The following is a 12,710-nucleotide window of genomic DNA, read 5'->3' on the forward strand; positions in this document are numbered from 1 at the left end:
GGCACCGCGGCGACCGCCGCGTTCGAAACGAGGTTCGGATGACGACGGCTTCCCTGCAAACGCTCCGGCTGGCCATGTTCAGTGCCCAGCCCTACGACCGCCGTTTCTTCGAGGAAGCGCGGGCCGCGCGGCGTTCGCCCGTGGCGATCGATTATCACGACACCGCGCTGGACATCGGCACCGCCGTGCTGGCGCAGGGTTGCGACGCCGTCTGCGTGTTCGTCAACGACGTGCTCGATGCCGCCGTACTGGAACGGCTGCACGGGCAGGGCGTGCGCGCGGTCCTGCTGCGCTGCGCCGGCTTCAACAACGTCGACCTGGTCGCGCTGGCGCGGCTGGGCATGTTTGCCGCGCGCGTGCCGGCCTACTCGCCGGAGGCGGTGGCCGAACACGCGGTGGCGATGATCCTCACGCTGAACCGGCATACCCACCGTGCGTTCAACCGTGTCCGGGAAGGCAATTTCGCACTGGACGGCCTGCTCGGCTTCACGCTGCACGGCAAGACGGCGGGCATTGTCGGCACGGGCAAGATCGGGCTGGCCACGGCACGCATCCTGGCCGGCTTCGGCTGCCGGGTGCTGGGCCACGACCCGTATCCATCGCCGGCGTTCGCCGCGCTGGGCACCATGGTCCCGCTCGACGACCTGCTTGCCCAGTCCGATATCGTGTCGCTGCATTGCCCGCTGGTCGATGCCACGCGCCACCTGATCGGGCATGCCACGCTGGGCCGGATGAAGGAAGGCGCGATGCTGGTCAACACGTCGCGCGGCGCCCTGGTGGATACGGCCGCGGTGATCGAGGCGCTGAAATCGCGCCGGCTCGGTGCGCTCGCCATCGACGTCTACGAGCAGGAAAGCGCGCTGTTTTTCCGCGACCATTCATCCGACATCATCGCCGACGATGTATTCGGCCGGCTGACCACGTTTCCCAACGTGCTCGTTACCGGGCACCAGGGCTTCTTCACCATCGAGGCGCTGCGCGAGATCGCCGCCATCACGTTCGACAACCTCGACTGCTGGCGCAGCGGCGGCGCCTGCGCGAACGTGCTGCCGGCAGCCTGACCGCAAACGCACGGAAGACAGGAATATCCCAAGACCTGGCATTCTGCAGGGTGTTGCCGGAGCGGCTATGATGCGCGTTCGACCAACCAACACGAGGTAAAGCCATGACCGATGAATCGCTGCGCGCGGCCCTGCGCGACCTGGCGCGGGGCGCACGCGGCCTGCACAAGGCCATGCTGGATGTGGAAACCCAGTACTTCGGCGCCGTCGGCGGCGTGCTGGAGCACCTGCAACTGGTGACAAACCATCCCCATTTCGCCTGGCTGCTGAAGTTGTCGGGCCTGATGGCGGAACTCGATGAGCGGCTCGATGACGCGGAAACGCTCGACGCCGGCGAGGCGGCGCAATGGCGCACCGCGTTCGAGAGCCTGATCGGCCCGCGCGCCGCGATCGACGAAGACTTCCGCAAGCGCTATCTCGCCCTGCTGCACGACGCGCCCGAGGTGGCGATGGCCAATGGCGCGCTGCGCCAGGCGCTCGGCAAGGTGCCGCAGGCGCAGTGACGCGGCATGCAAGGCGCTGTTGGCGGAAGTGCTGACTGGTTCCGCAGGAGCGTTCCCCACTTTTACACGAACAGCGAGCATGAAAAAGGCCGGGCAAGCCCGGCCTTCCAGATATTGCGGCTAACCCCGGATTACCAGCCGATATCCTTCAGCAGTGGCAGCGACAGGTCCTTCGGCGGTTCCACTTCATGCGTCAGGTCGCCGTTGATCGATGGCTCCATCAGCTGGTTCGGCGACGCGGACGTGGTGTAGTGCGACACCGAGGAGCCCGGCTGGAACGTGGTCGGCGTGAACATCAGGATGCGCTTCTGCTTGTCCGTGCCGGCCAGTTGCGTCGGGTCGGCGCCCAGCAGTGCCGTAACACCGGAGGTGGTGCGGCTGCGGAACGCCAGCGCTGCCTTGAGGGCCGCGCCATCCGCCTGGGTGATGCGTACGGACGGGATCGTGATGCTCGGATCGTTGCCGCTCATGCCGGCCGGATCGCCCGGGGCGTTGTCGGCCACGATCATCGCGATCGCGCCGGCCGCCTGCACGTTGGCCGCCTTGATGGCGAAGTTGCACGTGCCACGGTCGACCAGCGCGATATTGCCCTGCACGGCCTTGGCGTTGGCGCCCGTCAGCGGTGTGCAGGCCAGGCCCGTGTTGGTGGTGCGGTTTTCCACGACCGGCATGATCTGGCCGCTGACATTGGCGTCGGTGATGCGCGGGCCGAAGCTCGCTTCGCCGAACGGCTTGTTACCGGCCGCGCCGGCGGCGGCCGGGCCACCGATGGTGACCACGCCGCGCGGGCCGAGCACATCCGGCACCGCCGCGGTCACGTTCGGGCCGTCCCACGACATGCCATCGCCGCTGACCGCGTTGGCCACGCGCTCTTCCTCGGTCATGTCGATCCACTTCTTGTTGGTGCGGTTGTCCGTCATGAAGTGGTCCCAGATCGCCGGTGTTTCACCCAGGTACTGGCCGGTTTCCTCGTCCGTGAAGCTCTGGAAGCCCAGGCCATGGCCCATTTCATGCAGCAGCACGGTCACGAAATCGGTGGCGGTGCCATGGTTCGCGTCCAGGCCCAGGTAGAACGGCGAACCCGGCAGGCAATCCTCGGCCAGGCCGAGGCGCGAATTGAAGCGGGCGCGGATGTCGGCGACGTCCGGGCTCTGATCTTCGCCGGACAGCTTGTTGGCCAGCGCGGTCGGATACCAGGTACCCGCTTTTGGCGCGCCAGGGAAGTCGGAAAACACTTCCAGCGTGCCGGCCGAACCCAGCGTGGCACTGTTGGCCGTGCAGTTCAGCGGTTCGAAGCTGGCCTGGATGCGGATCGGTACCGAGCTTTCCAGCTTGGCGCCCCAGATGTTGGCCGCGTAGGTGAAGGCGATCAGTCGCTGCTCGCCCAGCGTGGTGCCGCTGTTGCCGCCGACCGGCGTGGCCGGCGTCGGGTCGTTGAAGCCCACGCCAGGGCCGTTGCCGTTGACGATGACGATTTCGGCGGCTTGTGCGGCACCGGCGGCGCCGAACGCGAAGGCAATGGCTGCCACGATGTGTTTCACGGGCTGCTTCACGAGGTGCGTCATGTTATTGCGCTTCATAGCGTTGTTCCTTGGCTTGCGCGGTGCGCGTGTTGTTGACCAGAGCGTTCGCGGCATCGGCGCCGGTGACGCAAGCTTCGGTGAGGCTGCCATCCGCATTACGGGTGACGACCGAGTAGACGGCCTTGTCGGCGACATTGATCTTGCGGGTGCCGTTCTTCGACACTTCCACACGCGGTGCGCTCGAAACGCCGCGCTCGGTCCGGCGTGCATGGGCGGAGGCGGCCGACGGTACCAGTGCGCGGTACTCTTCCGCGGTCGGAGCGCGCAGTGCGCCGGTGTCGGCATCGCGCACGACGACCATGCCCTGGTCTTTCGTTACCTGTTGCGTCGCTTCCTTCGATGCCTCGTGAGCCATCGCGCCCTGCGACATGCCCAGTGCGGCCAGGGCCAGGCCGGCGCCGGCGGCGGCGCGGCGGCTGCGGCGCGCGGCAAAGCCCACGGCACCCAGGCCCAGCGCCAGCATCAGCCAGGTCGACGGTTCCGGTACGGCGGCAATGGCAATGCTGTCGATGCCGATGTAGCTGGCTTCGTCATACGTGCCCGTGTAGTGGAAGCCGAAACGGCCCGTGCCCGTGCCCGTGATGTCGGCGGTGTACTGGGTCCAGCCATTCGGATAGGCCACGCCGGAAATCGACACCAGGGACGTGGTGAAGCCCGATGCGGCCGTGCCGGCGCCGGCGCTGAACAGGACTTCCAGCGAATCGGTGAAACCCTCTTCGGCGCTGTCGCGGGTGTAGAACGTCAGGCGGGTCGGGCCGGCCAGCGTGATTTCCGGGCTGATCAGCCAGCTGTCGATAACATTCGTGACGGGATCGGCTATCAGGAAGTTTGCGGCGATATACGACGTGTCCGCGCCGGCCTGCGCGCTGAAGATACCCGTGTTGCCCTGGAACCAGCCGGTGCTGCCAGCCTGTACCCAGTCGCCCAGCGACGTGACATCGTCGAACCCTTCGGTCAGGGACGACGGCGGCGTTTCCGCATGCGCGGCTGCCGATAGTGTCAGCGCCGCTGATGCAAAGAGAGTGAGGAAGGTTTTCATTGATTCACTTTCATTGACTTGTGGAAGAAGAAGCAAAATGTTTTGCAAATTGCAATCTGAGTATAAGACCAAGAACTGACGAGTTCATCGGTTGATAGTTACAATTTCAGATGTTTTTTTGATCCGTATCGAAAAAGCAACGTGCTTTTTTTTGCCTTTCCGCAAGCCCAGTATCCATGCGGGTTTCAAGCCCATCCGCGCACCCTGTCTTCCGGACAGTCACTGCACGCTTGACGTATTGGAGCACTTATGCCCCGTAATAAAATGTGAATAATGTGACTGCGGCGCGGGACTTGGCCGAATTTCGTCCGGGCATCGAAGGCGGGTACAATGCTGCCTTTATCTTTCCCCTGTCGCCACGTGTCGAGCCGCCAACTGTATTCACGCCTGCTGCTGCAATTCCGTCCTTATTCCGGCGCCCTGGCCGCCACCGTGCTCGCGGTGGGCATCGCATCGTTGACCGATGTGCTGCTGATCGGGCAGCTGCAGAGCGTGATCGACGCGTTCGGCGCGCAAGATCTTGCGCACGGTGCCAAGCCGGACAGCGCCGTGGTGTCGACCGTGAAAGGCTGGATCAGCCAGCTGCTGCCGGTCAGCTCGGGCCAGGCGGCGCTGTGGACGATCCCGGCGATCATCATGGCACTGGCGATCCTGCGCATGGTCAGCAGCTTTGCCGGCGATTATGGCGCCGCATGGCTCAGCAACCAAGTGCAGGCGGACCTGCGCGAAAAGATGTTCGCCCGCATCCTGCGCCTGCCGAACGGCTATTTCGACCAGTCGTCGACCGGCACCACGCTGTCGCGCGTCACCTTCGACGCCAACCAGGTGTCGCAGGCGGGCCTGAACGTGATCAACGTGGCAGTGCGCGATTCCGTCCTTGCCATCGGCTACCTGGTCACGATGCTCGTGTATGACTGGCAGCTGGCCGTGTTCTGCCTGACGCTGCTGCCGCCGGTCGCGGCCATCGTGACGTTCGCTGGCCGCCGGATGCGCCGCCTGTCCGAAAGCGGGCAGCACGCGATGGGCGAACTGACCCGCGTGCTGGACGAAAGCATCGGTGGCCAGCGGGTCGTGAAGATCTTCGGCGGCCAGAAGTACGAGCAGCGCCGCTTCGACGAAGTGGTAAAGCTGAACCGCCGCCTGGCGGTGAAGCACGCGGCCACGGCGGCAATGAACTCGGGGATCATCATGATGCTGATCGGCGTCATGCTGTCGGCCGTGATCTATTACGCGCTGCTGCGCGCGCAGGCCGATGCGCTTACGGCGGGCGACTTCGTCACGTTCATGGTGGCGCTGCTGGCCATGCAGTCACCGATCAAGAACCTCACCAAGATCAACGAGCCGCTGCAGCGCGGCCTCGCCGCGGCGAAATCCGTGTTCGGCGTGATCGACGCGCCGGTCGAGATGGACGACGGCACCCGCACGCTGGGGCGCGCCGGTGGCCGTATCGAACTGGCATCGGTCAGCTTCCGCTACGAGGGCACCGGCGCGGATGCCGCACCGGCGCTGGACAATGTGTCGCTGGACATTCCCGCCGGCGAAACCATCGCGCTGGTGGGGGGGTCCGGCAGCGGCAAGACCACGCTGGCCAGCCTGCTGCCGCGCTTCTACGATGTCAGCGGCGGGCGCATCATGCTCGACGGGGTGGACCTGCGCGATTACCGGCTGGCCGACCTGCGCGCGCAGATCGCGCTGGTGAGCCAGGACGTGGTGCTGTTCAACGACACGCTCGCCGCCAACATCGCGTATGGCGACCCGGCGCCGGACCCGGTGCGCATCGAAGCGGCCGCGCAGGCGGCCTATGCGCACGAATTCATCGTGCGCCAGCCCGACGGCTATGCGACCCAGGTCGGCGAGAACGGCCTGCGCCTGTCCGGCGGCCAGCGCCAGCGGCTTGCCATCGCCCGGGCGCTGTACAAGGATGCGCCGATCCTGATCCTGGACGAAGCCACGAGCGCGCTGGACACGGAATCGGAACGCCAGGTGCAGGCGGCGCTGGAACGGCTGATGGAAGGGCGCACCACCGTCGTCATCGCGCACCGGCTCTCGACGATCGAGAACGCCGACCGCATCGTCGTCATGCATGCCGGAACGATCGCCGAGATGGGCACGCACGCGGCGCTGCTGGCGCAGGGTGGCGCGTATGCGCGGTTGTACCAGACGCAGAAGCAGTTGAGCCACTGACCCGCGGCGCGTTCAGTCGTCATGCTTCTGTGACGGCGTGCGCACCGGGTCCTTGAGCACGTCCTGCACGTAGAGCATCGTCACCAGCACCGCCAGCACGGCGGTCAGCGGGGTGGCCAACGCCACGCCAGCCATGCCGAACAGGGCGCCGAACAGCAACTGCATGACGATGGTCAGTGCCGGCGGCAGCGACACGGTACGCTTTTCAATGAGCGGCGACAGCAGGTAGCCCTCCGCAAGCTGGATGCCGCCGAACAGCAGCGCCACGTAGAGCGCCTGCTGGGGGCTGTCCGAGAAGGCGATCAGCATGGCCGGCACGCCGGCCATCAGCGGGCCGAGATAGGGAATGAAGTCGAGCAGCCCGGCGATCAGCCCGAGGATCAGCGCCAGCGGCACATCCAGCAAGGCCAGGCCGGCGGCCGACAGGATCGTCACCAGCAGCATCGACGCGGCCTTGCCCAGCAGCCAGCGCGACAGCGTGCGGCCCAGTTCATCCATCACTTCGCGCGCCCGCTGCCGCCGGCGCGGCGGGACCAGCGTAATCAGGCCGTCGATGTAGATGTGGGGCTGGGCAGCGAAATACACACCCACGAACAGGATGATGACGGCATTGCCCAGCGCGCCCAGCAGGCCAGAGAAGAATAGTCCCGCGTTCGGCACGAGCTGGCCGAGCTGCTTTTGCATCTGTTCGGGCGATGGCACGCTGGCCATCAGGCGCTTGAGCAGCGGCTGCTGTTCCATGGCGGCGCGGAAGCGCTGCAGGGCCTCGGGCACGGCGGCGCCCAGCTTGTCGGCCTGCTCGCCGATCTGTGGCGCCATGAGGTAGCCGCCGATGCCGAACACGAGCAGGAGTGCCAGCACGACCACCGCCAGCGCGGCATTCCGGCCAAGGCGCAGTCGCGTGTGCACGATGCCGGCCAGCTCATAGAGCAGGATCGCGAACAGGATGCAGGCGAAGACGAGCAGCAGCGCGTCGTAGGCGAACCAGATGGCGGCCAGCGCCAGGATCGTCAGGATCGTGATGCCGTTGACGAGCGCCACGCGCCGCGTGAAACGGTGTTCGGTGGCCTTGCCGGGGTCGGGATCATGTTGCTGGTCCAAGTCTCGCTCCTTTCCGAAGTACTCCTTACAGAATTACGTCTTGCTGCGTCACTCCTTGCTGAGCAGGTAGGCGGCCATGTCGCGGGCATCGCGTTCCGTCACGCCGAGCGTGGGCATCGTCGTAAGCGGATCGATTTCATGCGGTACGCGGATCCAGCGGGCCAGGTTGTCGGCCGTGTTGGGCAGCACGCCGGCCACGTACTTGCGCTGCGACAGCCCGGCCAGGGGCGGGCCGACGAAGGTGTTCGGGCCCGTCACGCCGGGAATGTTGTGACAGGCCTGGCACGCATACTGGGTGAGAGCCATGCGGCCGCGTTCGATGTCCGGATAGGCCGGAACAGCTGGCGCGGCGGCGGTAAGCGGGCGGGATGCGGTGTCCTCGACTACCGCGCGGTAGCTGTCGCGCGTGTGCAGGGGAAAGCGCTGGAGAAACGCCACCAGGTCCCAGAGCTCTTCGTCGCGCAGGTGGAATTCCCATGCCGGCATGCCGGCCATGCGGATGCCGTGCCGCGTGATCCAGTACAGTTCGCGCGGTTGCCAGCGCCGGGCCGCGTCGACCAGTGGGCCGGGCACCGGCTGCATGCTCTTGCCGACGGGCGTCTGCGCGACGCCCGGCGCGCCGTGGCACTGCGCGCAATGCTGGTGGTACAGGTGCGCCCCGCGTACCGCGCGCGCCTTGTCCGCCAGGGGCGGTGTCGCCACGTTGCGCGCGTGGAAGCGCACCGATTCGCGCATGCCTTTTTCCAGGACCGTGTGCACGGGCTGCCAGTGCTGCTGCGTCGCCGCCACGTTGTACCAGCCGCTTTCCAGCACGATCCAGCCGCCCAGGGCGGCCACGGCCCCAGCGAAACGGTGGTGGCCAGGGCGGTCTTGACGATCAGTCGGAGTCGGTTGGAAGGCATCGATGGGACACAGGTAAAAGGGGATGCCGAGGGTGCGCACCGTTGAAAAAAATCCATGATGTGTTTGCTTTATTATATGGATTCTTCCGTTTTCTGCAGGAACAGTACGTGCGCGAAACACTACGTTGCCGGATAGCCGCCGCCATGCTGGTTGCCGTGCAGGCCGGCACCCTGGCCGGCTGCGGCGAGGACACGCCGCCGGTGCGGCGCGTGGCCGGCGGCGACGTCGAACGCGGCAAGGCGCTGCTGACGCAGTTCCAGTGTGGTGCCTGCCACTCGATTCCCGGCGTCGAGGCGGCGCGCAGCACGGCCGGCCCGCCGCTCGACACCTTCGGCCGCCAGAGCTATGTGGCCGGCAGGCTGCCGAACCAGCACGAACCGCTGGTGCGGTGGATCGTCGATCCGCCGGCGATCAAGCCCGGCACGCTGATGCCGAACCTGGGCGTGTCGCCCGAGGATGCGCGCCACATGGCGGCCTACCTCTATACCCTGCAATGACGGCGGCACCAATGACGGCGGCCGCGATGACGGGGCCGGCGCCACGGCAGTCGGCGCTCGACCCGGCCGGGCCGGATGCCCACCTCATCGACCAGCTGGGCTGGACGATGTCCATCGGTTCGCTCGTGATCCTCGCCGGCGTGATGGTCCTCGTCATGCGCGCGCTGCGTGCCCGCGCCACGGTGCGTTCACGCGTGTGGATCGTCGGCGGCGGCCTGCTGCTGCCGCTGGTCGTGCTGACGGCGTTGCTGGCATGGAGCCTGGCCAGCACGGCGGGGCTCTCGCAGCCATCGTCGCTGACGGCGCTGCGCGTGGCGGTCACGGCGAAGATGTGGTGGTGGGAGGTGCGCTATGTCGATCCCGCGACGGGGCGCGACGTGGTGCTGGCCAACGAGATCCGTATTCCCGCCGGCCGCCCCGTCTACCTTGCGCTGACGACGAGCGACGTGATCCATTCCTTCTGGGTACCCGCGCTGGCCGGCAAGGTCGACATGGTGCCCGGCCGCGTGCATGGCCTGGCGCTGCAGGCCGACCGGCCCGGCACGTGGCGCGGCCAGTGCGCCGAATTCTGTGGCGCGCAGCACGCGAAGATGGCGCTGCACGTGGTGGCGCAGCCACCGGCCGAATTCGATGCATGGCTGGCCGCGCAGGCCAGGCCGGCCGCCGCACCGGCCACCGCGCAGCTCGTGCGCGGCCGGCAGGCGTTCCTGGAGCGGCGCTGCGATGCCTGCCATGCGGTGCGCGGCGTGACCGGGGGACGCCTGGACCGTGAAACGGCGGGTCCCGACCTGACCCACGTGGGCAGCCGCCTGTACCTGGCGGCCGGCACGCTGCCCACCCGCCAGGGCACGCTGGCCGGCTGGGTCGCCGACCCGCAGTCGCACAAGCCGGGCGTGCGCATGCCTGCCGCCAGCGGCCTGGAAGGCGATGAGCTGCGCGCGCTGGTAGCATGGCTGGAGTCGCTGAAATGAGCAGGGAGGATCGCCACCCGTTGAAAGCGCTGCCCAACCGGCTGCCACGTCCGCCGGAAGAACTGGAACGCCTGGAGGCGGTCTGGCGCACGCCGCAAGGCTGGCGCCTGCTCAAGTCCGTCAACAACACCACGATCGGCTTGCTGTACATCGGCACGTCGCTGCTGTTCTTCGTGCTGGCCGGGGTGCTGGGTCTGTTGATCCGCATGCAGCTGGCGGTGCCGGAAAACGACCTGCTCGGGCCCGGTACCTACAACCAGATCTTCACGATGCATGGCACCGTGATGATGTTCCTGTTCGCGATTCCCGTGGTCGAAGCGGTGGCCGTGTACCTGCTCCCCGGCATGCTGGGTGCGCGCGACCTGCCGTTTCCGCGGCTCTCCGCCTATGCCTACTGGGCGTACGCATTCGGCGGGCTGGGCTTCTTCTGCACGCTGTTCGTGGGGCTGGCGCCGGACGGCGGCTGGTTCATGTACCCGCCGTTGACAGGCAAGGCCTACTCGCCCGGGCTGAACGCCGATTTCTGGCTGCTCGGCATCGGCTTCATCGAGATCTCGGCGATCGCCGGCGCCATCGAGCTGATCATCGGCATCCTCTTTACCCGCGCGCCCGGCATGACGCTGGCGCGCATGCCCGTCTACGCATGGGCGATGCTGGTGGTGGGCGTGATGATCGTGTTCGCTTTCCCGGCCGTGATCGGTGCCACCACGCTGCTGGAACTGGAGCGGGCATTCGACTGGCCATACTTCATCGCCGACCGGGGCGGCGACCCGATCCTGTGGCAGCACCTGTTCTGGTTCTTCGGCCACCCGGAGGTCTACATCATCTTCCTGCCCGCGGCAGGCATGGTGTCGACGATGATCCCGACGATCGCCGGCACCGCCCTGGTGGGGCGGCGCGCCGTGATCGTCGCGATGGTGGCGGTAGGCTTCTTCAGCTTCGGGCTGTGGGCACACCACATGTTTACGACGGGCCTGGGGCACCTGGAAGCAGGCTTCGCCTCGGCCGCCAGCATGGCCGTCGCCGTGCCGACGGCGATCCAGCTCTTTGCCTGGATCGGCACGCTGTGGAACGGCACCGCGCGGCACGGACGCCTGAAGATGTCGCCGCCGGCACTGTTCATCCTCGGTTTCCTGTTCATCTTCGTGCTTGGCGGGCTGACCGGCGTGATGGTGGCCGTCGTGCCCTACGACTGGCAGGTGCACGACACCTACTTCATCGTCGCGCATTTCCATTACGTGCTGATCGGCGGGATGGTGTTCCCGCTGTTTGCCGCGCTGTGCTACTGGCTGCCGCTCGTCAACGGGCGCGCCGTGCCGGCGCGGGTGGCGCGCTGGTCGTTCGGGCTGATGTTCGGCGGCTTCAACCTGGCCTTCTTCCCGATGCACATCACCGGCCTGCTCGGCATGCCGCGCCGTGTCTACACGTATCCGTCCGGCTTGGGCTGGGAGCTGCTGAACATGCTGTCCACGGTCGGCGCCTTCATCTTCGCCGCCGGCGTCGCGCTGTTCTTCGGCGGCATGGTGCGCGCACTGATGAAAAAGGAAAAGGATCCCGGCAACCCGTGGAACGCCGGCACGCTGGAATGGCTGCCGTCGGAATCCTATGCCACGCGCAGCATCCCCCAGGTGGATTCGGCCGACCCGTTGTGGACCAACCCCGGCATCATGCGCGAAGTAGAGCAGGGCGCGCACTGGCTGCCCGGCACCGTCACCGGCAAGCGCGAGACGATCGTCACCTCGCCGGTCGGCGCCAGGCTGCGCTACCTGCTGGTGCTGCCGACGGACGGCTGGACGCCGTTCCTGTCGGCCGCCGGCACGGCCGGCTTCTTCCTGCTGCTGACGGCGGAGCAGACGATGGCGGCATGGATCTGCGGCATCGTCGCGATCGTCACGCTGCTGGCATGGCTGTGGGAGCAGGACAGGCCCGCGCCTTGCCGCGAAGCCAAGGTCGGCGAGGATGCCGAGGGCAATGACGTCGTGCTGCCGGTCGGCGCCACCGGCGCCGCCAGCCATTCGTGGTGGGCGACGATCATCATGCTGATCGTTGACGCGGGTGTCTTCCTGTCCTTCCTGTTCACGTATGTGCACGTATCGATGCGGCTCGACGTGTGCCCGCCACCCGGTGCCCGGCTGCCGGCCTGGTGGATGCAGGGCCTGTCGTTCGCGCTGCTGCTGGGGGGCGGCGCACTGCTGGCCCTGGCCCGGCGGCGGCCGCTGGCAGCGCGGCAGGGGGTGCTGCGCTGGCTGCTCGGGGTGGCGATCGTGCTGGTCACGGCCGGCTTCGTGCTGGAACTCGCGGGTCAGCTGCAAAGCGGGCTCACTCCCACCAGCCATGCGTGGAGCGCGGCGGTTGCAGTGATGGTCGCCTACCAGGGCCTGCACGTGCTGCTGTGCGCCATCACCGGCATGTATGTCATCGCCCGTTCCTGGTGCCGTCACCTGACGCCGTACAGCCGCGGGTCGCTCGACAACACGGCGCTGATCTGGTACTACACCGTGCTGCAGGGTGCCGTCATCGGCATCGCGGTGCATGTCTGGCCGCGGCTGATGGGGTGAACATGGGCGACCACTTCTTCCGCAAGCTGTGGCAGGGCACCGCGCCGCTGGTGCTGTGGGCCAGCCATTTCTTCTTCTGCTACCTGTACGCGGCCAGCGGCTGCCGGCGCGAGACGTGGGCCGTGCTGCTTGGTGCCACGCTGCTGGCGCTGGCCGGTGCCGGCTGGCTCGCGTGGAAGGCGTGGCGCGGAGGTGGGGAGGCGTCGCTCGGCGTGCTGCATATGGCACGCCTTGGCGGCGCCATCCTGGCGCTCGCCGCAATCGCGTGGAGTGCGATGCCGCTGCTGGTCTTCGGGCGCTGTGGCTGAAG

The 12,710-nt window shown here is 67.1% G+C and carries 11 protein-coding genes; 7 read left to right on the forward strand and 4 right to left on the reverse strand.

All coding sequences use genetic code 11. From position 1 onward, the window contains the following. Positions 1-38 precede the first annotated feature (38 nt). Together EWM63_RS26910 and EWM63_RS26915 are read left to right on the forward strand one after the other, a co-directional pair. Positions 39-1,061, forward strand: a complete 1,023-nt coding sequence (locus EWM63_RS26910) for a 2-hydroxyacid dehydrogenase (protein WP_130189278.1) — start codon at positions 39-41, stop codon at positions 1,059-1,061. A gap of 104 nt (positions 1,062-1,165) precedes the next feature. After that, on the forward strand, positions 1,166-1,564 hold the full coding sequence (locus EWM63_RS26915) for a hypothetical protein (protein WP_130189279.1): 399 nt from the start codon (positions 1,166-1,168) through the stop codon (positions 1,562-1,564). A 131-nt stretch (positions 1,565-1,695) separates the two neighbouring features. Here the strand turns inward: EWM63_RS26915 and EWM63_RS26920 are convergent, their stop codons facing one another. After that, positions 1,696-3,144 carry a PA domain-containing protein gene (locus tag EWM63_RS26920; RefSeq protein WP_229487519.1) on the reverse strand — a complete coding sequence of 483 codons (1,449 nt, stop codon included), beginning with the start codon at positions 3,142-3,144 and terminating at the stop codon, positions 1,696-1,698. Then, positions 3,131-4,186, reverse strand: coding sequence for a choice-of-anchor J family PEP-CTERM protein (locus EWM63_RS26925; protein WP_130189280.1), 1,056 nt, complete (start codon positions 4,184-4,186; stop codon positions 3,131-3,133). The genes EWM63_RS26920 and EWM63_RS26925 overlap by 14 nt, the downstream gene beginning before the upstream one ends. Positions 4,187-4,516: 330 nt before the next feature. On the opposite strand from EWM63_RS26925, the gene msbA reads away from it, so the two are divergent. Continuing rightward, the gene (gene msbA, locus EWM63_RS26930; protein ID WP_229487520.1) at positions 4,517-6,370 is read left to right on the forward strand and encodes a lipid A export permease/ATP-binding protein MsbA; all 1,854 of its coding nucleotides are present in this window, start codon (positions 4,517-4,519) and stop codon (positions 6,368-6,370) included. A gap of 12 nt (positions 6,371-6,382) precedes the next feature. On the opposite strand, the gene EWM63_RS26935 is transcribed toward msbA, so the two are convergent. Beyond that, positions 6,383-7,471 carry an AI-2E family transporter gene (locus EWM63_RS26935; RefSeq protein WP_130189281.1) on the reverse strand — a complete coding sequence of 363 codons (1,089 nt, stop codon included), beginning with the start codon at positions 7,469-7,471 and terminating at the stop codon, positions 6,383-6,385. 48 nt (positions 7,472-7,519) lie between these two features. Then, positions 7,520-8,308, reverse strand: a complete 789-nt coding sequence (locus EWM63_RS26940; protein ID WP_229487521.1) for a c-type cytochrome — start codon at positions 8,306-8,308, stop codon at positions 7,520-7,522. A 173-nt stretch (positions 8,309-8,481) separates the two neighbouring features. On the opposite strand from EWM63_RS26940, the gene EWM63_RS26945 reads away from it, so the two are divergent. The 4 genes from EWM63_RS26945 to EWM63_RS26960 are packed head-to-tail and all read left to right on the forward strand — an operon-like array spanning position 8,482 to position 12,708. Next, positions 8,482-8,871: a c-type cytochrome gene (locus tag EWM63_RS26945; protein WP_229487522.1), complete on the forward strand. Its 390-nt coding sequence runs from the start codon at positions 8,482-8,484 to the stop codon at positions 8,869-8,871. After that, positions 8,868-9,842, forward strand: a complete 975-nt coding sequence (locus EWM63_RS26950; protein WP_229487523.1) for a cytochrome c oxidase subunit II — start codon at positions 8,868-8,870, stop codon at positions 9,840-9,842. The genes EWM63_RS26945 and EWM63_RS26950 overlap by 4 nt, the downstream gene beginning before the upstream one ends. Beyond that, positions 9,839-12,400, forward strand: a complete 2,562-nt coding sequence (locus EWM63_RS26955; RefSeq protein ID WP_130189282.1) for a cbb3-type cytochrome c oxidase subunit I — start codon at positions 9,839-9,841, stop codon at positions 12,398-12,400. The genes EWM63_RS26950 and EWM63_RS26955 overlap by 4 nt, the downstream gene beginning before the upstream one ends. A 2-nt stretch (positions 12,401-12,402) precedes the next feature. Next, positions 12,403-12,708, forward strand: a complete 306-nt coding sequence (locus tag EWM63_RS26960; RefSeq protein ID WP_130189283.1) for a hypothetical protein — start codon at positions 12,403-12,405, stop codon at positions 12,706-12,708. Positions 12,709-12,710: the final 2 nt, after the last annotated feature.

Source organism: Pseudoduganella lutea (assembly GCF_004209755.1).
GTDB classification, from domain to species: domain Bacteria; phylum Pseudomonadota; class Gammaproteobacteria; order Burkholderiales; family Burkholderiaceae_D; genus Rugamonas; species Rugamonas lutea.

Excerpts from the sequence above, each read along its gene's own strand:
- EWM63_RS26910 (WP_130189278.1), top strand. The coding sequence starts at position 39 with ATGACGACGGCTTCCCTGCAAACGCTCCGGCTGGCCATGTTCAGTGCC.
- EWM63_RS26915 (WP_130189279.1), top strand. The coding sequence starts at position 1,166 with ATGACCGATGAATCGCTGCGCGCGGCCCTGCGCGACCTGGCGCGGGGC.
- EWM63_RS26920 (WP_229487519.1), bottom strand. The coding sequence starts at position 3,144 with ATGAAGCGCAATAACATGACGCACCTCGTGAAGCAGCCCGTGAAACAC.
- EWM63_RS26925 (WP_130189280.1), bottom strand. The coding sequence starts at position 4,186 with ATGAAAACCTTCCTCACTCTCTTTGCATCAGCGGCGCTGACACTATCG.
- msbA (WP_229487520.1), top strand. The coding sequence starts at position 4,517 with ATGCTGCCTTTATCTTTCCCCTGTCGCCACGTGTCGAGCCGCCAACTG.
- EWM63_RS26950 (WP_229487523.1), top strand. The coding sequence starts at position 8,868 with ATGACGGCGGCACCAATGACGGCGGCCGCGATGACGGGGCCGGCGCCA.
- EWM63_RS26955 (WP_130189282.1), top strand. The coding sequence starts at position 9,839 with ATGAGCAGGGAGGATCGCCACCCGTTGAAAGCGCTGCCCAACCGGCTG.
- EWM63_RS26960 (WP_130189283.1), top strand. The coding sequence starts at position 12,403 with ATGGGCGACCACTTCTTCCGCAAGCTGTGGCAGGGCACCGCGCCGCTG.